This is a genomic window from Serratia sp. T13T92 (genome assembly GCF_047530105.1).
GTDB classification, from domain to species: domain Bacteria; phylum Pseudomonadota; class Gammaproteobacteria; order Enterobacterales; family Enterobacteriaceae; genus Chania; species Chania fonticola.
Window position 1 is genome coordinate 15,414 of sequence record NZ_JBLJAK010000039.1, and the last position, 22,071, is coordinate 37,484.

General features: G+C 52.6%; 31 protein-coding genes. 3 read left to right on the forward strand and 28 right to left on the reverse strand.

Going from position 1 to position 22,071, the window contains the following annotated elements:
• Positions 1-52: 52 nt before the first annotated feature.
• The 11 genes from ACMV5I_RS23650 to ACMV5I_RS23700 form a co-directional block, all read right to left on the reverse strand.
• Positions 53-1,084, reverse strand: a complete 1,032-nt coding sequence (locus tag ACMV5I_RS23650; RefSeq protein ID WP_414825417.1) for a DUF2184 domain-containing protein — start codon at positions 1,082-1,084, stop codon at positions 53-55.
• Between the two features lie 16 nt (positions 1,085-1,100).
• Positions 1,101-1,961: a hypothetical protein gene (locus ACMV5I_RS23655; RefSeq protein WP_414825418.1), complete on the reverse strand. Its 861-nt coding sequence runs from the start codon at positions 1,959-1,961 to the stop codon at positions 1,101-1,103.
• Positions 1,962-1,976: 15 nt separating this feature from the next.
• On the reverse strand, positions 1,977-3,596 hold the full coding sequence (locus ACMV5I_RS23660; RefSeq protein ID WP_414825419.1) for an NUDIX domain-containing protein: 1,620 nt from the start codon (positions 3,594-3,596) through the stop codon (positions 1,977-1,979).
• Between the two features lie 12 nt (positions 3,597-3,608).
• The gene (locus ACMV5I_RS23665; protein ID WP_414822203.1) at positions 3,609-4,430 is read right to left on the reverse strand and encodes a hypothetical protein; all 822 of its coding nucleotides are present in this window, start codon (positions 4,428-4,430) and stop codon (positions 3,609-3,611) included.
• Entirely contained in the window at positions 4,427-5,848 is a 1,422-nt protein-coding gene (locus ACMV5I_RS23670) for an anti-CBASS protein Acb1 family protein (RefSeq protein ID WP_414825420.1), read from the reverse strand. Before ACMV5I_RS23670 ends, ACMV5I_RS23665 begins: the two co-directional genes overlap by 4 nt.
• A gap of 11 nt (positions 5,849-5,859) precedes the next feature.
• Complete coding sequence (locus ACMV5I_RS23675) at positions 5,860-7,131, reverse strand: hypothetical protein (RefSeq protein WP_414825421.1); 1,272 nt, start codon at positions 7,129-7,131, stop codon at positions 5,860-5,862.
• The gene (locus ACMV5I_RS23680) at positions 7,121-8,098 is read right to left on the reverse strand and encodes a terminase small subunit (protein ID WP_414825422.1); all 978 of its coding nucleotides are present in this window, start codon (positions 8,096-8,098) and stop codon (positions 7,121-7,123) included. Before ACMV5I_RS23680 ends, ACMV5I_RS23675 begins: the two co-directional genes overlap by 11 nt.
• Positions 8,099-8,105: 7 nt before the next feature.
• Positions 8,106-8,339 carry a hypothetical protein gene (locus ACMV5I_RS23685; RefSeq protein WP_414825423.1) on the reverse strand — a complete coding sequence of 78 codons (234 nt, stop codon included), beginning with the start codon at positions 8,337-8,339 and terminating at the stop codon, positions 8,106-8,108.
• A gap of 86 nt (positions 8,340-8,425) precedes the next feature.
• A complete protein-coding gene (locus ACMV5I_RS23690; RefSeq protein ID WP_414825424.1) occupies positions 8,426-9,940 on the reverse strand; it encodes a hypothetical protein in 1,515 nt (504 codons plus the stop codon).
• A 15-nt stretch (positions 9,941-9,955) separates the two neighbouring features.
• Positions 9,956-10,408 carry a hypothetical protein gene (locus ACMV5I_RS23695; RefSeq protein ID WP_414825425.1) on the reverse strand — a complete coding sequence of 151 codons (453 nt, stop codon included), beginning with the start codon at positions 10,406-10,408 and terminating at the stop codon, positions 9,956-9,958.
• A 2-nt stretch (positions 10,409-10,410) separates the two neighbouring features.
• Positions 10,411-10,980, reverse strand: coding sequence for a hypothetical protein (locus ACMV5I_RS23700; protein ID WP_414825426.1), 570 nt, complete (start codon positions 10,978-10,980; stop codon positions 10,411-10,413).
• Between ACMV5I_RS23700 and ACMV5I_RS23705 the strand changes: the two genes are divergently transcribed.
• Complete coding sequence (locus ACMV5I_RS23705; protein ID WP_414825427.1) at positions 10,974-11,117, forward strand: hypothetical protein; 144 nt, start codon at positions 10,974-10,976, stop codon at positions 11,115-11,117. The two genes, ACMV5I_RS23700 and ACMV5I_RS23705, sit on opposite strands and share 7 nt — an antisense overlap.
• Positions 11,118-11,234: 117 nt before the next feature.
• Here the strand turns inward: ACMV5I_RS23705 and ACMV5I_RS23710 are convergent, their stop codons facing one another.
• The 17 genes from ACMV5I_RS23710 to ACMV5I_RS23790 form a co-directional block, all read right to left on the reverse strand.
• Positions 11,235-11,576, reverse strand: coding sequence for a M15 family metallopeptidase (locus ACMV5I_RS23710; protein ID WP_414825428.1), 342 nt, complete (start codon positions 11,574-11,576; stop codon positions 11,235-11,237).
• Between the two features lie 10 nt (positions 11,577-11,586).
• Positions 11,587-11,916 (reverse strand): hypothetical protein, encoded by a 330-nt coding sequence (locus tag ACMV5I_RS23715; RefSeq protein ID WP_414825429.1) that lies wholly within the window; start codon positions 11,914-11,916, stop codon positions 11,587-11,589.
• A gap of 12 nt (positions 11,917-11,928) precedes the next feature.
• Positions 11,929-12,324 carry a putative holin gene (locus ACMV5I_RS23720; RefSeq protein ID WP_414825430.1) on the reverse strand — a complete coding sequence of 132 codons (396 nt, stop codon included), beginning with the start codon at positions 12,322-12,324 and terminating at the stop codon, positions 11,929-11,931.
• Positions 12,325-12,483: 159 nt separating this feature from the next.
• Positions 12,484-12,981 (reverse strand): hypothetical protein, encoded by a 498-nt coding sequence (locus ACMV5I_RS23725; protein WP_414825431.1) that lies wholly within the window; start codon positions 12,979-12,981, stop codon positions 12,484-12,486.
• A gap of 215 nt (positions 12,982-13,196) precedes the next feature.
• A complete protein-coding gene (locus ACMV5I_RS23730) occupies positions 13,197-14,033 on the reverse strand; it encodes an antitermination protein (RefSeq protein ID WP_414825432.1) in 837 nt (278 codons plus the stop codon).
• Positions 14,030-14,317, reverse strand: a complete 288-nt coding sequence (locus tag ACMV5I_RS23735) for a DUF1364 domain-containing protein (protein ID WP_414825433.1) — start codon at positions 14,315-14,317, stop codon at positions 14,030-14,032. Before ACMV5I_RS23735 ends, ACMV5I_RS23730 begins: the two co-directional genes overlap by 4 nt.
• Positions 14,317-14,910, reverse strand: coding sequence for a DUF1367 family protein (locus tag ACMV5I_RS23740; protein WP_414825434.1), 594 nt, complete (start codon positions 14,908-14,910; stop codon positions 14,317-14,319). The genes ACMV5I_RS23735 and ACMV5I_RS23740 overlap by 1 nt, the downstream gene beginning before the upstream one ends.
• 60 nt (positions 14,911-14,970) lie before the next feature.
• Positions 14,971-15,126, reverse strand: a complete 156-nt coding sequence (locus ACMV5I_RS23745; protein ID WP_414822192.1) for a hypothetical protein — start codon at positions 15,124-15,126, stop codon at positions 14,971-14,973.
• A 225-nt stretch (positions 15,127-15,351) separates the two neighbouring features.
• Positions 15,352-15,729, reverse strand: coding sequence for a hypothetical protein (locus ACMV5I_RS23750; RefSeq protein ID WP_414825435.1), 378 nt, complete (start codon positions 15,727-15,729; stop codon positions 15,352-15,354).
• Positions 15,726-17,723: a DNA cytosine methyltransferase gene (locus tag ACMV5I_RS23755; RefSeq protein WP_414825436.1), complete on the reverse strand. Its 1,998-nt coding sequence runs from the start codon at positions 17,721-17,723 to the stop codon at positions 15,726-15,728. The genes ACMV5I_RS23750 and ACMV5I_RS23755 overlap by 4 nt, the downstream gene beginning before the upstream one ends.
• Positions 17,720-17,983: a hypothetical protein gene (locus tag ACMV5I_RS23760; protein ID WP_414825437.1), complete on the reverse strand. Its 264-nt coding sequence runs from the start codon at positions 17,981-17,983 to the stop codon at positions 17,720-17,722. Before ACMV5I_RS23760 ends, ACMV5I_RS23755 begins: the two co-directional genes overlap by 4 nt.
• Positions 17,980-18,384 (reverse strand): hypothetical protein, encoded by a 405-nt coding sequence (locus tag ACMV5I_RS23765; protein ID WP_414825438.1) that lies wholly within the window; start codon positions 18,382-18,384, stop codon positions 17,980-17,982. Before ACMV5I_RS23765 ends, ACMV5I_RS23760 begins: the two co-directional genes overlap by 4 nt.
• Positions 18,385-18,399: 15 nt before the next feature.
• A complete protein-coding gene (locus ACMV5I_RS23770; RefSeq protein WP_414825439.1) occupies positions 18,400-18,924 on the reverse strand; it encodes a replication protein P in 525 nt (174 codons plus the stop codon).
• Positions 18,887-19,990 (reverse strand): DnaT-like ssDNA-binding domain-containing protein, encoded by a 1,104-nt coding sequence (locus ACMV5I_RS23775; protein WP_414825440.1) that lies wholly within the window; start codon positions 19,988-19,990, stop codon positions 18,887-18,889. The genes ACMV5I_RS23770 and ACMV5I_RS23775 overlap by 38 nt, the downstream gene beginning before the upstream one ends.
• 5 nt (positions 19,991-19,995) lie before the next feature.
• Positions 19,996-20,235: a hypothetical protein gene (locus ACMV5I_RS23780; RefSeq protein ID WP_414825441.1), complete on the reverse strand. Its 240-nt coding sequence runs from the start codon at positions 20,233-20,235 to the stop codon at positions 19,996-19,998.
• A gap of 15 nt (positions 20,236-20,250) precedes the next feature.
• Complete coding sequence (locus ACMV5I_RS23785; RefSeq protein WP_173409107.1) at positions 20,251-20,712, reverse strand: toxin YdaT family protein; 462 nt, start codon at positions 20,710-20,712, stop codon at positions 20,251-20,253.
• A gap of 10 nt (positions 20,713-20,722) precedes the next feature.
• Positions 20,723-20,956, reverse strand: coding sequence for a transcriptional regulator (locus tag ACMV5I_RS23790; protein WP_253083479.1), 234 nt, complete (start codon positions 20,954-20,956; stop codon positions 20,723-20,725).
• Between the two features lie 92 nt (positions 20,957-21,048).
• On the opposite strand from ACMV5I_RS23790, the gene ACMV5I_RS23795 reads away from it, so the two are divergent.
• A complete protein-coding gene (locus tag ACMV5I_RS23795; RefSeq protein WP_414825442.1) occupies positions 21,049-21,438 on the forward strand; it encodes a helix-turn-helix domain-containing protein in 390 nt (129 codons plus the stop codon).
• A gap of 375 nt (positions 21,439-21,813) precedes the next feature.
• Positions 21,814-22,008: a hypothetical protein gene (locus tag ACMV5I_RS23800; protein WP_209526789.1), complete on the forward strand. Its 195-nt coding sequence runs from the start codon at positions 21,814-21,816 to the stop codon at positions 22,006-22,008.
• Positions 22,009-22,071: the final 63 nt, after the last annotated feature.

Below are 22,071 nucleotides of genomic sequence, written 5' to 3' on the forward strand. Positions count from 1 at the left end.
AAAAGCCCCTGCAGAGTTTCCCCGGCAGAGGCTTAACAACGACAGGAACGGATCAGTCGGCGTACTTCATGGACAGGATGGTGATGGCTTCCGGACGTACCGCCCAGCCTGCGGTAGAACGCATTTCGGAAAGCACATCGATCGCACCACCAGCAATGGGCGTCGGGATTTCACGCGGTGCCGCCATGTCGCAGAACATCAGGGCGTTAGCAGCAAGAGACGGGGTCAACTTGGCGAATTCGTTGGTGTTAACGGTCGGGTTAACCATTGGCACCTCAACTTCAGGGATAGTAATAACTACCGCATCAGTCCCACCCGAACCTTTACCGATCAGGGTATCGTCATACACCCAGTCAACCTGAATGTTTGCCCCCTTCAGAACTTCCTTCACCGTGCCACTAACAGTATCAGTACCGCCACCTGGGCGCTGGTAAGAGGTAAGTTGAACGATCTGCTGAATTTCCATTGAGCCGAGTACGCGCTGCGGCCCGAGGATAACAACACGCTGTTGGCGACCCAGCTGCATGGTACGGGTCATGGCAGCCTGAACGTGCCCCAGCAGATACACAGCCATCTGTCCGTGGTCGTAGGTCAGCACAGTGGTGTTACCGCTGCTGTCAGGCGGCAGTGACTCGGTGGTTGCGCCTGCAGTGTTCAGCAGGCCTTCGCCACCGGCAGGGTTCATTCCGTACAGCAGAGCAGAACGAAGCTGCTGGAAGATGCCCTGACGCATACCCAGGCGCTGAGCTTCCGGCAGTGCAAAGTTCCAGTTCCCGGCTGCAGCCATGTCATGGTGATCGTAGATACCACGGCAACGGAACAGGTAGGTAGGGGTGGAAATCATCTTTGCGTCCATCGCGACGCTTGGCAACTGGTTGCCGTTACCTGACTGACTGGAGGTTACCTGGGTACGAATATCCAGGCGACGCATATAGACGTACTGGTCTCCAACGCCAAGTCGAACTTGTGGGTTACCGCTGGCGATGGTTTCAAACGCACCTGACGCCTGTTGATAGCCGAGGATCATCTCCGGCGCAATGTACGACGGATTGACAATGGTATAGCTGGGGGTAATTGCAGCCATTTAATTTAGCTCCCGATTAAAGTAAGACCAGCGCGCAGCTGTCAGTGTTGTTCCAGGTCAGGAAGCCAGTCACGCTGTCGTAGTTGACAGTTTTGGAATTCCCAGCTTCGATGGCGATCACCTTTACCGGCAGCGTGATGTCGGAAAGTGTTACTGCGCCGATATTCCCCTGTGTGTTTGCCGCGCCGCCTGGTTCAGTAGCCGGGGCATAGGTAAAGGTTGTTGAGTTTGTAACGGAAAGCACAACAACAGTTCCGTTGTACGCGGCAGGAGCTACGCCGCTGATTTTCACGTATTGACCAGCGATCAGGCCGTGGGCTGATGCGGTGACGGCCGTTGCCACGCCAGAAGAATAAGTCACAGAGGTGGTTGCGATATCTCCACCAGCAAAGCCGGCAGCGGCAGCAGTGGTGATTTGGTTATTAACAAAATCCCATGCCAGAGCCGTTTTCACTGATGCACCTGTAGTGCCCAGCGCAACAACCTGCGCAGAGGCTTTCAGTGGAACGCGCATATTGGAACCGAGGCGATAATACGAAACGCTCATGCCTGATGCATAAAGCGGCACTGGTGACTGCGGGGTGGTCAGGCCATTATGCGCCTGGTTAAACACGGTGAAACCTTCCAACTCCGCCACGGACGCAGCCCGGCGGATATATGAACCGCGCGGACTAGACTGCGCGCCTGACAGAAGTTCAGCCACCGGAAGACCGCCCCACAGAGGTTTGGTTTCCGTTGCCGCCACGGTGCCCGCGGCCAGATTAAAGCGGTTAGCCGGGTCATCCAGAGCAATGCCCTGGATATAACCATCGGACTGTACACCGAAGGAACCCAGCGCGTTCGTGGTTGCCATCGGGTTAAGAGATAAATTAGCCATGCTTTAGAGCTCCCATTAAGCCTGGTTGTTGAAACTGGTGACCTGACGCTTACCTGACTGGAACGGAGCCCAGGTAGCAGCGGGATCGCCTTCGAAGGTGCTGATCTGGCGACCGGTCGCATCAGCTCGTTTGATTTCACGCAGCATGCCAGGGCCGACAGACAAGCTTGCAGATTTTTGCGCGTCGGCATAAATCTGCTTTTCAGCAAACCCTAGCAGCGCGGAATCAGCGATTGATGACAGGTCAACGGTTTTGAAGTCCGGTGAGTGCTCCTGCAATTGGATCATCAGACGGCGCCGGTATGCCAGCGGCTTTTCGCCAGACAGCGGGACCGGGGCGCGTTTGCCAAAGCTGGAGAATACGCTGTCTGCCTTCACCTGCGCGTCAGCAACTTCGTTGCGTTCTTCATCGCTAAGCTCGGTTGGAATACGTGAGCGCAAATCAGCAATTTCCTGACGCAGTTGAGAATCTGCCTTCTCTTTTGCCATACGCTCAGCATCTTCAGCATCGGCCTTTTCTTTGGCCTCGGCGTCAGCTTTTTCCTTGGCATCCTTCTCTTCTGCGTCTGCTTTGGCTTTCGCTTCTTCTGCCGATTCAGACTCTGCATCAGCCTTTTCTTTCTTGGTCGCCTCTTCGGCATCCGCTTTTTCCTTGGCCTCTTTTGCCTCGGGATCAGCTTTTGCCATGCGGGCATCGATCGCTTTGTTGATAAGCGCTACGATTTTTTCCTCGTCCATCTTTTCTGCCTCATTTGGTATGGAATCAGATTTAACACCAGTAGGGGCAAGGAGTTTGTCCCATACGCCCTGTTCACAAATTGCAACGTGGTCGAGCAATACCGGGGAACCTTCCACCAATAGAGGCTGACCGTCGATTTTGATGATTGAGTCCTGCATTTCGCTGTACGTGACGGTTGGCGAGGTGCTTAACTGCCTGGTCGCCATAATTCCGGCGGCTTCGGCGTCGTACACTCGGGCAATTGCCCACACCTCGCCATTATCAGCAACCCAACTGTTCGTCAGGGTGCCGATAACACGTTTCGCAAATTCATCGCTATCGAGCTTGTTTTTCTTCGGGTGCAGCCAGATGAGCGGTACACCGGCAACGCGCTGAAGAAACTCAGGTGTGAGATAGTCATCCGGGTTACGGAATGCCATCTGTTGATCTGCAGAGCGCCAGGTAACCCCCGTTCCGGTCACCCGGATGGCGAACATCCACATGTTGATAAAGTATTGCGGGCTGCTTAATGTCCCATCAGCGATGAGCGCGGCCACGTCGGTTTCATTGAGCGCCTGCTGCGCCAACATCTCAGCAAAAGGCTGATGAAGCGGCTTTGGCAGATCGTCAATATGGAACCACCCGGCGGCCAGCGACTCGTCGTTTAGCTTCGCTTCGAACTGCTCCGGCACCTCAGCGCGAAACGTCAGGTAATCACCGTAGACGCTGTGCGGATTCAGCGGGCCATCGTACTGATACCCCACCTCCTCCAGCACCTCGCGGCGCGCAGCATCAATAGCGAGCTCGCCCGGATCGACCTTGCCGCCAGGTTGACACCACGTTCCATCATCAGAGCGCTGGATCAGGAAGACGAACTTACCCTGACGGAACATTATCCCGCTGCCAAAAATAGCCACGTTTTAATGCTCCTATGCTGCTTTCATTGACTCCATGAACTTCTGCCCCTTTTGGGTCAGCATGTATTCAGGAATACTGCGGATGTTGTAGATGTAGGTCACATAGCACTGGCAAAAAACCTCTTCACCAGGCTGGGTGATTTCATCGAGATACCCAGCAGGCCCGGCTTTTACATAGCCGTTTTTTTGCGCCCAGTTACCGCGGATCAGGTAGAACAGTTGATCGCGCTCCTTGTGGTCCTCGCGGTAGTCATACCCGGCCCTGCGCCAGTGGCTGTGCCAAATCGCTGCAATCGCGTTGTTGCTCGTTGCGATCACGTTGTCAATGTTGGCTATCAGTTTATGGTTCTGGTCGATCATGACCCTGCGCGCTTCATAGTCCACCTTCTCGGCGGCCTTCTGAATGTGCGCAGCCGTCTCCCGCATCGTTCCCTGAATGCCGGTCAGCGCGATGCTGTCGGCGGAAGGAATGCTGCTGGCCCAGCCGCTAAAACGCGACAACGTTGTGTCGATGGCTTTCTTGCGGTTGAGCTGGATAAGGTCGGCGCTGGCCAGGATCCGTCTGTCGAGTTCAGTCCTCAGCTTCGGCTCAAGGTAGTTGAGCGTAAACCGGGATATCCCCTGGTGACGTTTCAGCGCGCCAGCGCGACCAACCTGCAAGTCATAGGCGTGCGTCAGGTTGCGGGAAACCATCGCCATATAGTCGTTAGCGGTTTCGCTCTCCGCCGCCTGCCTGATAATGCTCTGCCAGCGCTCAAGCTCCTCGCGAGACGTGTAGCCATTGCGAAGAAAGAACCTTACCGCCTCTCTCACGGTTCGCGTGAACGTGTTCATAGCATCATCCCTCCGCCCGGCTCTTCAGCCTTTGGAGGCTCTGGCGGCGGATTTTCTTTTAGCGAGATGTAATCGAGGTTAAGCCGCTGAGGGAAGAGGTTCTCGTTGGCGTTGGCGTTTTCACACGCCCACTCGATCAGCGTGGCGCGGTTTTCTGGGTCTGCTGTCAGTTGCGGCAGAACCACTTCCAGCATGCTGACGATGGCCTTAAACCGCGTTTCATCTACTTTCACCTTTTCGCTCTCCGGCTCCTTGAGAGAGGACGGCCAGCGGTACTCGAAGTTATTTATCCACATCGAGAAATACAGGCTGTAGGTGTTTTTCAGCTCAGGGAAGTCGGCGCGCAGCGACTGGAAGAACTCAATACTCCACGCCCTGTACTGGCATACGCGAATAAAGAATGCATAAAGCTGATCAAGCCATTCGCGGATGTTGTCGATGTACACGGCAACCGACCTTGCATCCTCTGTACCCTCACCAAACCCCTGAGCAAACGTTTCTGAGTTCAGGATGATTGCTGGCATGTCAGCGGCCGCAGCTACGTTCTCCAGAATGTGTTTGCGGGCAGAATCGAGAGGTTTTTCCAGGTTGCTCAAGTCGATTGACTCGATACTATCTTTGTCACCTATTTGCAGAACCTCTCCCGTCTTCCCCCTTTTCAGCATCATGCGCTTTATGCCGCTCAGCTTCTGCATCATGTTGTTGACTACCGAGCTGGGCCCCTGAATTTTTGTCACCAGCAGTCCGCCCTTCACCGCCACCATGTCGTCGGTGCGCATGGTCTGAATGAAGGATTTCAGCGGGTACAGGGCGCGCTGGTAAACGCTGCGCCCGGAAAAACCGAACGCCGCGGGGTTGTACGCTAGATAAATCGGATCCTCGTTCTGCACAACGACACAGCGCGATTTGTGATACGGCTTTCCAGCAACCCGGATGCCATCGACTTTCTGGAAGTCCTGGGCATTCGGATCTTGGTTTAAAACGATGCTGCCCGCTGTGTTGAGCGGGTCGAGAATATTGAAGCTGATGTTATGTTTATAGAGCGTACGGTAATCCAGTGACTCATTTGGCGCTTGGTTATCCACCAGCATAGCCACCGCCGACACACCGTAAATTCGGGCAATGCGGGCGGCGTTAGCAATATGCTGGTTTGCGCCAAGCGCCTTCCATTCGCGCTCGAACGCATCCCGCAGGCGCTGCTCAAGGCCATAAGACTGAGCAATATGCACGGTGCGCGGTTCGTTCATCGCCATCTTAATGGGGCGATCCACCATCTTGCCGCCCAGCGGGTGGTAGAGGTAGACCGTTTTGCAGGTCTGATAGCCCGCAGAGGATCCTGGCTGGATATCATCGCTGTCCAGCAATGCCATCAACTCTGAATGAGAGCAGCTGCCGATTTCGAAATCATCTTCGTTCATTGGTTTTCTCGTCAGAAGCCGTCGCCATTGCCTAGCCCAAGCGCGACGCCATAGTTGAAACAGTCAAACAGGTCATCGTCCTGATTCTCTTCGCCAATAATGAACTGGAGCACTTGCGTCAGAAGGTGGTTTTTCTTCGATTGCTTGTATTCCACCAGCTTGTCATAGGCGTATTTCGAGATGCGTACTTTCCCCGATGCCACATACCCGGAGATATTGATGGCGCGGGACTCTTTAGGCAGCGATGTTAATTCGCTGTCAATGGGGTGAACGTTCCAGCCCTCGTTAGCTCCTTGCTGCAATAGCGTGATACCGGTGGCCTTGTCCTCGATAAACAGCCCAGCGGTGCCCATACGTGCCAGGCATATTTCGCTGAGGTGTTTAGCTTTCCCAATCCACTGCGGCACTATGTCTTTCAGGAAATATCCGTCAATCTGGATGATGTCCCAGTCAAGAATGACCAGACAGGGCGATGGAAAGTTGCTAAGTGCGAACCAGATGCAGGCTGAACCATCATTCTGTAGTTGGCCTTTCTGGGCGCAATCGACAACGCCATAGACGGTATCGCAACTCGCCGGGTAATCGACCGGAGCGCCGTTCTCCAAAAGCCATTCCATCTTGAAGAAGTTTTGCCCTCGCCAATCGACAAAATCAGCGTTGTATTCCTGCTGAACCACCATCGGCGGGCGTCCGGCAATTATTCGCGCCAGCGCCTCGGGGTTGATGGTCGGATTCGCCGCTGTTGGCGCATGGTGCTCTTCCCACCCCATCGATTTATCGTTGCAGGCCTGATAGAAAAAATTCTCGTCGTCCACGCCCTTGGGCGTACCGGCCATAACGGCATCACCGTCATAGTCGAGCAGCGTCGGCTCTATCGCCTGTTCCCAAATATCGCGCATGCCCTTTTTAACCAGGCTGCCCTCATCGATGATGACTTTGTGATATTTACGGGAGCGGCCAGCGTCCGGGTTGTCCAGCGTCCAGAACTCCACCTGACCACCGCCGATCGTCTCAATTATCGAATCCGTTTTGCTGGAACTGGTTGTGATCGGCTTGAGCAGATCCCGAATGGCCTTAAACGAGGGCAGCAGGATTTTATAGGACGGCGCAAACCAGCCCACGCGCATCTGTTTTGCCGCCCAGTTGCCGCCAGCCTGCTCTAACATGGTGGTTTTGCCAAAACGGCGACCGGCGCGGATCACTTTCCGCTTCGCCGGTGAGCGATATATTTTCTTCTGCCCGTCATGAAACGGCAGGAACGTGATCGTGTGTTCAGTCGCCATCGGGAGAATTCACCAGGTTAATGATTATCTGAGGGCCGCCCGGCTTGTTATCCCCGTTGGTTTGTTTCTGGCGAGTAAGCTCGAGCTGTAGGCGTTCTGCCTCTGTCTGCCGCTTCTGTATCTCCAGTTCAACCAACCGCTGCGCAAGTTCGGTTTCGTTCAGTCCCATTCTGCGCATGATTGCCTCGAACATTTTTTCTCGGCTGATGGCAGAAATCTCTATCCCACCCTTACCTATCTTCGTGCCTGAATAAGCCAATCGGGCAATACCAGATAATTTTCGCGTGTCAGGAAAGTAGGCGCGACCGATCCCGTCACCATTGCACCGTGGGCACTCTGGATTAGGGTCCCTATTGTGGTCGTATCCGTAGCCCCCCTTATCGGGTGGATCAGGCTTGTTCCTGGCTTTCGCCTCTGTGCACTTTTCCTCATGCTCGATAGCGTCACGCCATTGGTAGTGATGACCGAACCCCCAGCAATGTCGGCAGGCTCCGTGGCGATACTGAGAAATCTCGTTGGCGTCGAACGTGGCCAGTTGCCACATTTTTTCGAGCACCTCATCTGCACTTGCCAAGGTGCGCACCAGAGAATCTTTCTGCTGCTGCGCAATTTCCTGCGCAACGTTAGGATTCGCCAGTAACTGTCTCCCGTAGTTCGGGTCACTGTACCCGGCGCGCTCTGCCGCAGCTGTTGCGTTCTGATCCACTAGATATTCAGCGACGAAGCGTTTTTGCTGAGCGCTTAATCCACTTTCAACCAGCCTCTTTGCGCTTTTCTCAGATTGCGCAGTGCGCAGTTTTTGCTGCGCAGTTTTTTGCGCATCTAGCGCACTCGGTTTCTTGATGTATCGGCGGGCTGTCGCATAGTTCAGTCCGTTAGCCTCACACCATTCTTTCGGTGAGATGTTGGTTTTGGCGTGCTCTGACAGAAACCGTTGCTGAAGCTCGCCCCAGTCCGGCTTCGCCATGAGTCACCTACATATATGTGATGGTCAACTTAATCCCGGGCGTAAAGGTTTTAACCCAGGCCTTTGTTGGAGTTGTTATGGTTAATTCAGAAAAGACATGGTATGCCTGAGGCTCAACTGGCGCTGTTTCGCTGTAACAAACAGCAAACTTACCATCAATAGTTTGAATTAGTGCATTCTCCACACCTGTCGTGATCTGTTGCCAATCGCCCGTCAGTGTAATGTCTTGGGTTGGTTCCATTTTTCCACCTACTACCTGTTCAGCAATGGGGCTTTCTGCCTGCAATTAAAAAGAGGCCAAGTTAACCCCTCAGCCTCTCAATGCTTTTAGAATGGCCCACCGTCAATATCAGCAATATTCACCGATACGTCCCAAATACCCTGTGGTGTAGAATTATCCACAAGCGTGAACTTCCGGTGAGAAGGAGAGCTGATACCTGCCAATGATGTGCCTGTTGAGTTTTTTACGCTCATGGCATCATCAGTGTTGTTGATAACCCAGTATTCAGTCATCACATCAAGCAAGGTTGCATTTGGCAAGGTCAGGGATGATTGCTGACCTGGCGTGTTTTGGTTACGGAACTCCTGGACTCTATCGCTATTTTCAGTGAGTGAAATTGATAGCGTACTCGCCCCTTCATGCGCCTGCTTGCTGCGCCTAATGTCTCTTGCATTGACCTCAAACTTGTCATTAGCCAAAGGAATGCTGGTTGCACTCCAGACACCGGAACCATCAGCCGTACTTGATATCAGTCTGAAGTGAGTGACTGATTGGCGGTAACCCATCCACCACAAGGTGGCACTGACATTGCCAGGGGCATTATCATCCCAGGCGTGAACCTCAATGTCCGCTGAGCCTGTGTTGACTATTGTGTATTCACGCGCAAGCTCTAGAGACTTACTGTCAGGTAATACACCAAGGCCAATCTCTGAGGATGTTCCTTGCAGATACAGTATCGCTGGTGAATTCGCGTTCAGGAAAATCTCGTATTGTGTTGCCGATGTATCAAGTGCGACGGCAGGGATGAAATCACGAGCCCTGATGGAGCCTGACGTGGTTCGCTTTGCCAGCGATTGGCTTACCGGGAGGTCAGATATCAATGCCCCGCTCGATTCGATGGTCTTCCCATCCGCAGTCGAGAAAACAGGGACGGTGTTTAAACCAGCACTCGCGCCGCCAAATACAACAGCACCATTGGTATTGCCCTGAACCACATCAAACTGTGAACCTACCGCGCCCTGAGCACCACCAGGCGACGTCTCTTTACAGAGCAGCATGTCACCAGCTTCAACAGCAACACCAGAAGCGCCACCAATCTTACCGGGAACGCTAATCACATATACCCAGCCAATTTCTGCGGCGGGGTAGTTTGGATTGGCGGAACAGTCCAACACACCGCGATATGACAGCGGGGCAACGATAGGGGTGCTTGGGCTGGAAACCAGCTGCCACTCACCCGCTCCTTCCCCTGTGTCTAGAGCCATCCACAACTTGCCGTTGTTGGCGTTGTATACGATAGAGCCAGGAATGAACCCCTGGGTAATGTCCCAAGCCTGCGTCGGGTCGGTATACTCATAAGTAACTAAATACGCCTGCTCAAAACTCCCACTGATGGCGACAATGGAAGCCCTGTTGCCGTTCGTGTTGTTTGAGTTTGCCAGAAAGTTTGTCAGCAGCGTTGTTTTGGCCTGAAACTCTTTTACTGCTGTCGTCTGGTCACCAACAAAAAGGCGCGTATTGCCACCAACATCCGACACGCCCAGCTGACCAAATTCCAGGCTTCCTGGAACCGATGTCACCGTACTGCGCTTTTGCTTCATCACTGCATTACCGACAGACATACCCACCCCTTAATATCAAAAAGTACCACCATCGAGCGTTACTGCAGATGACCGCTGTACAGCCACAATGCCCTCACCCTCGACATAATCATTGCTCACTGTGATCACCCACTGTGAGCCCGCGTTTTCCTCGCCCTGAGAAGAGCGGAGAATAGAATTGTTTAACTGCTCGGCTGAACGGTAATATGCACTGCGGACGAGGTGAACCGATCCGGGGTTCACTGAGTTAACAACCCAAACACCGTTGTCCCTTTCGTCAATCTGGTCTTTTAGCAGCCAGCCATTCTGGCTTTGAGAAAAATCAACACCATCAAGCTGTAACACCGGCGTTGTGTATACTCCGCCGCCAATGCTCAATAGTTCGATATTGCCAATTGAGGCAGCCTCAACCTCTGCCCAGCCCGACTTGCCAAAAACAGCCAGCTGCAATTCATCGAACGCCTGCTTTTCTCGCCTTGTTAGTGACATTCTCAAATTTCCTGTAATTGCTGCCTGGCATGATCCCAGCGTATAGATATTGATGACTCTGGCGGTATTGACACCCCAGTGGTTACCATGTCTATTTCCGTGCCACCATCAGAGGAGATTAGCTTCACGTTGCTATTATTCAGCGTCACCCAGTTTGCGAAAATTTGCAGAGAATGCGTTGACGTAGCGTGATTTAAAATTGTCACCACATCCCTGTCCAGGTAGGCGGACAAGTAGGCATTGTCATTCACGCCAAAGATTTCAGACAGCGGCGCGCTATAGTCTCCGTCGTTATACGAGGCAGACATATCAGTAAATGAGGGAAGAAATAATTTACGGCCAGGCGACAAGACGTAAGCAGTGATGTTTCCCCAGAAATAGTTGATGTCAAAATTTCCATCAATATCGAATGAGAACCTTCCTGATGCCTGCCCGTCGTCTCGCGCATCAGGCCATGACCTAGACCACAACAACTTTAACCACTCAGCCCTGGTTATCTTTCCTGGCGTTGTGTAGCTAGCAAAGGGAGTCTCTACCCCGCCTCCGAGGAATGCCCCAGGATAAAATGCCATCTCTTTTACTCCACCGCTATGTGTGCATTATCGAGCGCCCACGGATGGACGCTCTGGAATGCCTACTTCTTGTCGGGAAACAGAGCGCCAACAGCGCCAGAAGCCGCTATGCCGATAGCGATAGTGAGCTCAGCTGAATTGGCACCAAGATTAATCCCGAAAGCGCCAGCAACGAACATAACAATGCCTCGCTAGGTGCTGGCCTCTTTCAGTCGGTTTAGGATGTAGTTCATATGCCCCCCTTATCGATAGGCTCAGCGAACGCCATTGTGCTCTAGACTAAAGTGGTTTCCGTCCGGGTTGGTTTTAAATCGACCTCCCCAGCTCCCACCTATGCTTTCCCAAAACTCACCAAGCGGGGTGTAAGCTTCTGTGTTCATCTGGTATTCGCCATTGATGAACAAGTTAAAATCAACAGCCAGGCGCTGGATATGCAATGAATTGCCGATCCCACCACCTTTCTTTGCATTCAGCGCCGCCTGCTCAGGGGTGCGGTAAGCCTCGCCGAATGTCAGCCCGTAACCCTTGCTATCAGCAAAGGCGATCAGCTTCCCAATCATCACAGTGAAGAGTCGTTGCTTTTCGCTTAATGTCATTTTTATTACCTCACTTCGCAATTCGGCAGATCATCGCACCGTTGCGATTGGATAAAAGCGAGTTAATGAATTCCATGTCGCCATCACAACCGGTCTGAATTGCTGAGATCTGCGCACCCCACTTGTCGTTTTGCCAAGTTTGAATGCGCTCAACAACCTCAGCATCGGTATTTGCATCGGACAGGCCATAGGAAATTACTTTGCGCGAGTAGGAGTACTTTGCCTGGTCAACGCTCTTATCCAGTGAGGACAAGACCTGCATAGAGATAAAAACAATAAGCAACCAGGGGGCCGCATTCAGCCACGTCATTTTTAAAAATGATTTAACTTTTCCAGTCATAAATTCGTGTCTCTACTTTTTCTTCGCGTCGTCATCGCCGCGTATTTTTTTGATGAAAGCAATCGGATTTGCCGCCCCAGAACTGATGAACTTGAGCGCGCCAACAGCTATCACCGAAGTGATTACTGCGCCGAGAGGCTTTGTTGGGTGGAATGCTTCTGGCGTTGCCCATTCAATTAGGGCCGCCATGTCATCGGCGCAAACTACGCCAGCCAGAAATGATGCTAGGGATAGAAAAATACGCTGGGTCGGGCTTAACCCTGATGTGGTAAACGCGTAAATGACTGCACCCGCTGCGGAGCCAGCAAGGACATCGAAATAACCACCAGGAGAAAAGCTTGAGACAGCAATGGCACCAAGCGCCATCCCCTTCACTATCCCGCCTCCCGCGCTTATGGGATCTGCCATGTAAACTCCTTTACTGCTCAGCGAGGCCGGGCGTAAGACATAAAAAAGCCACGCATTAGCGCAGCCTTGAATGGTTGCCAGATGACGTCTGGCGGCGTATCACCGTATCTGATATCGTTAAATCGCCAAAAGTAACCACATCAAACACGGAGAAATCTATTACGCTAAGATAGCGCTCGGTGTCGCTCTGACCATCGCTGTGTTAATCAGGGCTTTAATTGCGGCGCACACTTCAAAGAAACCTCCAGGCTGTGGAGACACCTGAAAATAAGCAGTATCATCGCCACTACCAACAGCCGCTCGCAAAATAGACTGATCATACCAGAGTGAAATGCTAATCCCCTGTCGATACCCCCCTGTCACAGGTGAGTCATCCAGCGTTGTGGAGATAACAAAGTTTAAGCGGTAATCTTCATCCATTTGCAATCTGGGAAACGTAGTTAGCTCAAATTCACCAGGCTGTTTCCAGATACCGACTTCAACATAACGGTAAGCGTTACCTTGAGCATCTTTCCATGTATCAGAAGGTAAAGATAAAGACTCACTATACTCACGGAAAAGATCATGCGCGTTATTTTGCAGCTTTTCCCGCAATTGCCACTGAGTCCGCTTTAACTTCAGGTGCTTTTCCTTCAAATCGTTAAATTTCATATCCATGCATTTCTCCAAACAATTTTTGTAGGGGATTAGCATGATAACTCACCTCAAGGAAATAATTCGACCCAACATGCAAGCCAGATAGCCCCAGAAACGCAAAAACCCGCACAGAGGCGGGCTTTTCAACGTCAGGCACAAAACACCCATCGTTAGAGAGAAACTACCACACTTTCGGGAAATGTAAATAGCTCGCAATAAAATCACTCACTATTTTGTCAACCTGTCGTTGCCCTTAACGCCATATTGGCTCTCTCTTCCTCAATATCCAACTGGGTGATCATCTCGTCATAAAATGGCTTCACCGATTTTTTCCAGGTATCTAGCGAAATACTTTCAGTGATACAAGCGATCGCTCTATAAGCCTGAGTCGAAGGTATTCGTTCATAGCCGCGCCCTGAGCAGCGTTTGCAGGGTTTCTTCACTGGAACGCCTTGGCGCTCTGACTCATCTTTGTCGATGGCTACACCACGACCCCGGCAGTCATTGCAGTCCGTTTTTATCACTGTCCTGCCGTTGCATTTTGGGCACACCTTGCGCGTGGTTTCATAGAAAGCATGCTTCACCCGCATTTCCCGACCTTCCAACTGCGTAATCGAAGCTGGCAAATCTCCTCGCGCAAAGCTGTCGATAGTGTCGTGGGCCTTTGCCAGCTTGTTCATGACAAATTTCCGCTCTTCGATAAAGCCATCATCACATGCGTCGCAGGGGATCTCGCTGGCAGCGCTACGGGAAAAGTCCAAGAATGCGAATGCCGCCAGGGTAAGGATCACTTGGGCTTTGGTTTCGCCTGGGAGTTTGCGAATAGCTGCAACGTTGTCAGAGCGCACTATACAGTGCTTGGCAAGCAACACTACCGCCTTAACCTTGTCTGCCTCACTAATGCCCACCTTCCCCAAGAACGCTGACAGGCCCAATTCCGCCTGATCCTGACACATTCCCAGCGCCCCCATTACGTCACTGATCGTCAAAGAATCCGAAGCCGTTGCCGGAACCGAGTCCCCCAGCACTGGAGATTTCGGTGAGAAATATTTTACTACCGACTCGAGATTCATAATTTTCCTTCCTTTCTCAGAATTGCTTGCGTGCGAAGTACGCCCTCGGCGTGGTACAGACGCAGGGTTTCACGGTCATATTCGGTTTTAATGCGGCCATCGATCGCATCGTGGCAGCTGCTACAGGACCACGCGCCCTGAGCATCATCGGGTTTTATTCCGGTACCACAGGTGCCAGCCAAGCGGTAATGCGCCAGCACCGTGGTGTAGGGATTGAAATTACATACTCCAGGGATCCGGATCTGGCAGTCTCGGCCCTCGGCCGCTTTTCGTAGATTTGCCATTATGCGAAATTCATCAGCTGTGCCGCGGCGTTCTCTACTTCGTGCTGCATGCGGAAAGGTTTATGCAAGATCCAGCGCCATAGAACATCGAGCGCGGCTTTGTAGAGGTGACAAAATTCCGTTTCGTCCATGTTGGCGAACGAAATACTGCGAGGGTGCTTACGTAGGGTGCCATCTGGAAGCTGGATCGCGTCATAATGCCCGGCTTCAATGGTTACCCATGCCCGGTAGGCATCGAAGGATTTACACGCACTGATGCTACCAGTTCGTCGATCTGCGATGCGATCCAGGTACTGATCAGCTGCATCCAATAACGCGGATTCATTACCACCGAAAGTAGCGAGGAATTTTGCATAGCCGGTCACCAGCTTGCGCTCATTACTCGATATCGCGCCGCCGGTAGGTTCCCAGTATTCAAAACCCAGATTGAGAAGCGCGAAGAAACGGCGATGAAACGCCGGATTTCGCACCTGCTTGAAGTCGGCAACCAGCACGGCGCCGAGCTTGCATTTCGTTTGCAGGAATTCGCTGGTCTCCGGGCTGGCCGGGATCAGTATTCCTGATGATTGCTTGATAAGTTGTAACTGCGCCATGGTGTTCACTCCAAGACGCAGCAGGTGATCAGCTGTTCAGGCTGACGGGTGTAGTGTAGCTCACTTTTTACGGACGTCGTAGCCCGCGCGTTTGACTAACTCGATCATTAACGACAGATCGGCCATGATTTGCCCATCAGTGAGAACTAACACTGATTGCGCTTCGCCACGATCCATATAAACCACTGCTCTCCCGGTGAACGGTAATAACTTCAAAAATTGTTCCACTGTAAACATATTCCACCTCATCGAACGCTTCACTGATCGCCAAAGGATTTACTGTATATAAACACAGTATCAGCAGAAATAAATTTGATCAAATACTTGCTGTCAAAATACTGATTTAAATCACAATTATCTGTTTTATAAGAAACTATCATCCCTGAAAGTTTCTTTTTACTAACCTCACCACACAACAAAACCCGGTTGACTTTCCGAGATTTAACTTATCTCAGCCTTGGCCAGCTGATGGCAATAGTGAGCCCCATTAGGCCGACACGTTAAATCAAGCAGACCATTACAACGCGGGCAGTTGTAACGAATTTGGACTCCTGCACTGTTGAGGGCCTCAATGATTTTATCGAGGTAGTTTTGCTCCACCTCACCCTCTGCAGTTGGCAGCTTGACCGGCTGCTGTAGTCGATGCTCTGCCGCCTCTGCGCGGTGCTTCATTTCACCCAGCATCACAAGCAATTCGTCATGACTATTGAGCAACGCCATTACTGCCGGGGCGTAACTCCAATGCTCGCTACGTGGGCCAGTGGCTACGTCCCGAAGCTCTGCTTTTGCGTCTGCAAGTGTGATTTTAATTTTGCTCATGCTGCCACCTCCCGGCGTGGTACGCACATTTCCGGCAGATTGGCACGTACCAGCGCCTCGGCGAACGGCGGCGGTACCGCATTGCCACAGCGGGCTACCTGTTTATCTTTGGCGTATTTCTTGCCCTTGTAGTCCTGATCGATGATGTACCAGGACGGAAAACCCTGAGCAGCGTAAAGCTCATGCGGTTGCAGCATGCGCATGCCGATATCAACGATCTGGTAATCGATACCCTCTACCGTGACCAGGCCAAAGCGGTCGTTGGTTGTGACGGTGTGCAGCGGATCCGTGAGGCTTACCCCTTCTTTCTCATTGCCGTAGTATTTCAGCAGGAAGGCGCGAACCTCTCCGAAGTGATTGCCACCGGCGGTTACCGTCTGTAGGGGGGCGGTAACTTCCTGCCCGATGTTGGTACCGCGCATCTTGATAAGGTTGGATGTGACTAGGGAGTTGTGATCGGTTGTCGTCACCGTGTGGGCTGGTTCAGCAAGATCAGCGCCGGGGCCGGTATAGTTACCGCCAAAGTGTTTGGCCAGGAATGCGGATACCAACGCATGTTTATTCCCACCTGCAACCACTGTGCCTAATGGCTTATGCAGATCCAGAGAGCGGGGGGCTTGCCCTTCTCTTTCGCCATAACCAACCTGAACCAGTGAAGGAGCCACCACCAGGTGCTCTGCTTTAGTCGTGACTGTTGTTAGCGGTTTGTCTGCCTCATAGGCCAGGCGATCACCACCAAATCCTGTCTGGCCAATGCGGGCAATGACTGGCGCAATAACACAGGAATGGTTTGTATTGCACAGCGTATGCATCGGCTGATCTACAGATCGCGGTTTCGCGGAGTATTTAGGGCCGCCAGCGCCAGCGATAAACGGCGTCAGTTTTGCCTCAACCATTCCCAAAGCATGCCCGTTACCGCCTGGGCGTTCTGAACTGCCCGCGGTGATAGTGGAAAGCGGCTCGTCACATTCTTGGCCGGTGGCGCCAGTGCGGAATTTGGTGATGTGTGGCGACACCAACGCATAACCTTGGGTTTTAGTGATCGTCTGCAAAGGTTCATCAAGCGGCTGCCCACGGAAACAGTTGTAGACCGTTTTGGTGCTGGTGTGGTTGCACTTAACGACAAACGGCGCTGGGCTGTCGATCACAAAGCGCTGGATGCCTCGGGCAATGCGGCGCAGGGTGTTCTCCGCCAGCGGGCGCTTACGCTCGAAGATGCTCGGGCATGGGATAGACCAATCAATGCACTCTGCCGCGGTGCGCCATGGCTTCAGCTTGCCGCTTTGGACTTCCAGCGATTTCGGATCCCCGTGGGTAGGCTCTGGCCAGACAATTGGCCGCCCGTCGCAACGCATCAGCATGAAGAAGCGTTTACGGATGGTTGGAGCGCCATAGTCACAGGCCCGCAGCTCACGGTAATCGACAACATAGCCCAGACCGGCAATCAGCCGGTGGTGATCGTCACTACCCTCTTCAATGCCCAAAATGTCGCAGCATTCGGCCAGCGCCGGGTGATCTGCTGCTATGCCGGTGGTCAGCATCGCCACAAACCCTGCGAAAGTTTCCCCTACACGGTCAGGACATGGGTAATCATTGCCGTTTTCGTCAGTGACCAGCGGCCCCCACGTCTTGAACTCCTCCACGTTCTCCATCGGAATAAATCTAGGGTTTACCCTTAAAATCCAGCGGATGATGATCCAGGCAAGGCCGCGGATCTCTTTTTTAACCGGCGCGCTGCCCTTTGCCTTGCTGAAATGACGGCAGTCGGGGCTAAACCATGCCAGCCCAACTGGCCGTCCGGCGGTCGCGGCTACAGGGTCGATGTCATACACCGATTCGCAGTAGTGCAGCGTATCGGGGTGGTTTGTTTCGTGCATCGCGATGGCGTTCTCATCGTGGTTGATCGCAATGTCAACGCTGCGGCCGGTGGCCAACTCGATACCCGTTGACGCACCACCACCACCGGCAAAGTTATCAACAATAATTTCTCTCATTGATAATGCCCCAAGGTATTGGCCAGCACTTTGGCAACGGAAGTAACAGTGGGCATAGGGATCCCTTCTAACCACATGCGGTTGATATGGTGCCGGAGCCGTTTTTGATGGCACTCCGGCAAGTTTTCCGCGTTGTCGATTTGGGTGATCACCATCTCGACCTCTTTGGGCCAAACTGTATTTTCAACCGGGATCAGCAGCATGGTTTCAAGTTCGATGATCCGATTAATAGCGTTTTTCAGGATTATTTCGTCCATCATGCTGACGCCCTCCCCTGGACAGACGCCAGCGCCTGATCGAACATTTTGTGCAGATGGCAGAACCGCAGTTCAACAGAGTTGAAATGCCAGAGCCTTTTATCGGTGGGATTGTATTGAGAACTAGCGCGATGATTGATCTCCGCTCGTACCATAAACCTTTCGCTGACATGGATCAGGGTGTAACGCGCCTGATTACCCTGGCCAACAACAACGATCTCAGCATTCGGTGATCGAACCATATTCCTCAGCCTGGTTACGATTGAGGCGCGAGTTAAGTCATTGCCGGGGAAAGCCTGGTGCGCCAGCTTGTAAATTTCGCTGGTGCTCAGTTCTTTGCACTGGATCAGATCGACAAACTGCTTGGTTGTAATTCTGAATTTTTGGCTTGTTTTATTGGTCATTGGTTTATGTCTCGGTTATTTAACAATTTTACTTTTTGCGTCGGCACGAATTTTCGCCAACAGTTCCATGCCTTTTTTCTTGTAAGCCCCATCGGCGTCGGCGATCTGAGATTCGCCTGGTGGACGATGCTCCAGGGACTTGGTTTTGCGGATCGGCGGGATGGAGTAGCCCATTTCGACCTGCTTGGCCCACTTCGCCAACTGACGCCCGGCTAGCGCCACCAGCTCGGCCTGCCCTAACTTTCGCTCGACACCGGCCCTGCGCAGTTCCGTGCAGATCTGGAACAAAACCGGGTGCTTCCAGGGAAAGCTTTCCGACGACTCATAGCGCCATGACTCGTTGCGCCAACACTTGTATTCCGCCATGACATCCTCGGCGGTGAGCCCGAATGGGTTGGCCGTGCACTCGCCGACAATCGCCGTGAACTCGGCAAGGTCTGGTGGCCAGTGGTTGCCCGCACTGCAGCGTTCCATGCACCGCTTGGCAGCGAACGCCAGTTGCTCATTCGAGAACCGCGAAATCGTTTGGACCCAAATCATGGAAGGCTGTACCCCGTTCTTGCTCACCCAGCGGTTCGCATAAATCCCCGCCATCGTCTCCCAAAGGAGCCAGCCCCTGTCTTTCCCGCTCTGCGTTTCGTGCAGCCCTGACCTGCTGCTGAGCGGTAACGCCTGCTGTTGCTCTTGTCGCATTTGAACCTCCCGTTGATGCTGGTTTTCTTACCGCTGCCCGTTGCCGTTCGTACAGCACGTGATCGGCAAATTTCTGTTCCCACTGGGTTTGATTTAATACCCTTCCCTCGGCCTGCCAGAACGAAATAAAACTGGCCAGCTCAGTGGCTTCGTACCCTGGTGCTGGGCCTGTGATAATCCGGCCCCACAGTGCCGCCTGCCGCTGGAACTGTTCCGAAGGTACCCAAGTGTTAGCCATGGCGAATTTACCGAATGGCGTTTGCAGGTCGTCGCCCCATGGTTCCGGTTCCTGTAGTTCCCCTGGTTTTTCATCAGGAGGAAATTCACCCGGCGCACTCGCGCCAGAGAGAGAGGGGTTTAAGATCTGTTTACTGCTTACTGCTTTCTGGAAAGGGCTTGGCAAAGGCTTAGGCAAAGGTTTTGCCATGGTGAATGCCGTATCAAAAGCCAAGCCCATAGCCTTGGAAACGCCGTGTGATGCGGCTTTCATGGATTCCAGAGCCTCGTATTTCAGGTCACATTCAGGCAATAATTCGAACGCCCTCACCCATGATTTGATGACGTTCACCGACGTTGGCGGGTTATGCTTCGCCGCGTTCGGAAGCCAAAACACTCTGGCTTGGGTGTCGGCTTTTACCATCCCTAGGGATAAGGCTTCGCCTAAGGCTAAGTCGAAGGCTTCGACATCCCACCCCAATTCCTCGGCCAGAGCTGCCCGCCCGGCCTTGAACAGGCCAGGTATAATCCCGGTGAAAGGGCCAGTGAGCAGATAAACAAACAAGCTCTGCCCGCTAGGTGGCAATGGGGATAACGCCCGGAATTTAGGGTCATCCCACATCGTGATTTTTACTTTGCGGTAAGGCTCATTGCTTGCCTTACTCTTAGGCAAAGGTTTTGGCATGCTATTAGCCATACTTGTTACCGCCGACCCATGCGACGCCCAGGGACATGCGGGCGATCTGGCTTGTCTTTTATCCGCCTGCTGTGCTTTGCATGGGTTTTCGCCCATGCCAGAAGTTCAGGCAGTTTCATGCGAGGGTTGCTGCGTTGGTGATCGACAGCAGCCATGGCCGACGACACTGCGACAGCCTCCTCGTATTTCGCCTCACGCAGCTGCGCGGCGATCTGCTTTTGCAGAAAATCATCATGTGTGGTCATTGGTTTATGTCTCGGTCAGTGCAGTGCGCAATATGCGCGCCGTAGTTCGTGGAAGCTCCGTTCGGCCTCGTCACACTCTCGTTCGAAGTCAGCCGGTGATGCGTTAAGCAAAGCCGCGGCGATCGCCTCCTGGTGCTCTTTCAGCGAACGGATGGCCAAATACTCAATGCTCTTGCCTGCAACCAGTCGGGCGCGCAGTTCTGCCGGTAAAGCGGCCAGGATTGCAGGCTGCAGCATTTCGATTTTCCGACGGGCGCCTGCGGTGTCGCTGTCCAGCCAGCGGAAGATCTGCTGCTTGTTGTTGTGCCATGCAGCAAAATCTACGGTGCCGTCGGCACGTTCGATCTGATCCAGGTGTGGCAAGTCCAGATTCATGTCGAAGTAAGCCCGTGTGATTTCGGCTGCAACCGTGCGCTGAGTGGCCTCCGTGGCCCATCCGCGCAGCGCGTCGCGGATCAACTCGTGTTTGATTTCCATATATCAGTCCTTAAGGGGCGACGCAGGTATCCTGCTGCTGCGGTAATCCATCAGATGGATTGGGATAAAGGTCAGGACGCAACTCGTGAGGAGTTACTCCGGTTGTGTTATAGATCGGCAATACACGATCAGCGGGGACACCGTTTTTTTTCCAAAGGCAAACGGCCATACGACTGAGGCCAAAAGCCTGTCCCAGCTTTCTAGCATTGCCAGCAATTTCTATTGCTCGATTAAGACCAGTCATTAAAACCTCCGTTAGAATCAAGCAAAGTAAAGCATCTATTTACCAAATGGTCAATAACCTCTTTCTTTTGCACCGTAAAGTAAAGGTTTACAATGCAAGGTATGACTATAAAAAAGGCAAATCCCAACCTCATAGCCAGGTTGAATGAACTGAACGAAAAAGGGCTCTCCAAGTCAGAGATGGCTCGAATTGCTGGCGTAAGTAAGCAAGCAGTTACTGGATGGTTCAGAACTGGCACCATGAGTAAGAACTCTGCATTAGCCATAGCTGAGGCAACAGGTATTTCGGTTGCATGGCTATTGGGAGAAAATGTTGAAGAGAGTAGCGGACTAACCCCTAACGAAGCAGAAATGCTCCAGCTCTACCGACAACTGCCAGAGCAAGACCAAAAAAACATGATCGCTGCATTCGGCGCGCGATTAAAAGAGCTGGATGCGTTTGTAGACTCATACGTTCGCAAGAGATTTAAAGATATCGAATAGCAGCTTAACTGCCAAAAAACCCCATCAAACCGCCCATCTGTGGCGGTTTTTTTATGCCCGCACACCAAGAGTAAAGTAACACCTTACCATTTAGACAATATTTTCTTGACCACTCGGTAAAGTTGTTGTTTACTTACTCACATCAAGCAGCAGGTGAAAACGTTCTGACAGCCGGAAAGACGGCAGAGACATAACCAATGACCACTACCCCAGAGGGCTAGATGATGGAAGATGCATACGAGGAATATTTCAACAGCCTGGCAAAAGGCGAAGAAGCATTGAGTTTTGCAGAGTTTGTAGAAGCGCTGTCCTGACAGCCATCATCCGTAGCCCCGGTAACGGGCAAAGCATGCAGACTAACCGAGACATAAACCAATGAATACCATCGTTCCTAATAGCGGCAAAGCGGTAACCCTCCGCAATAAGCGCACCGGCGCGCCTTGGGTTGCCTCGTTCGACCACACGCGCAGCGTCTACCGGTTCGAGCCTACGGGCAACCTGCGCGCCATTAAGGCACCGTTCGAAGCCCCCGGCATACCGGCGGAATTCGAACCCGCGGGCACCCACTGAGGGTATAAACAATGACCATTCGGCGACATGTTTGGAAGGACATAATCATCGGTTGTTCTTTGT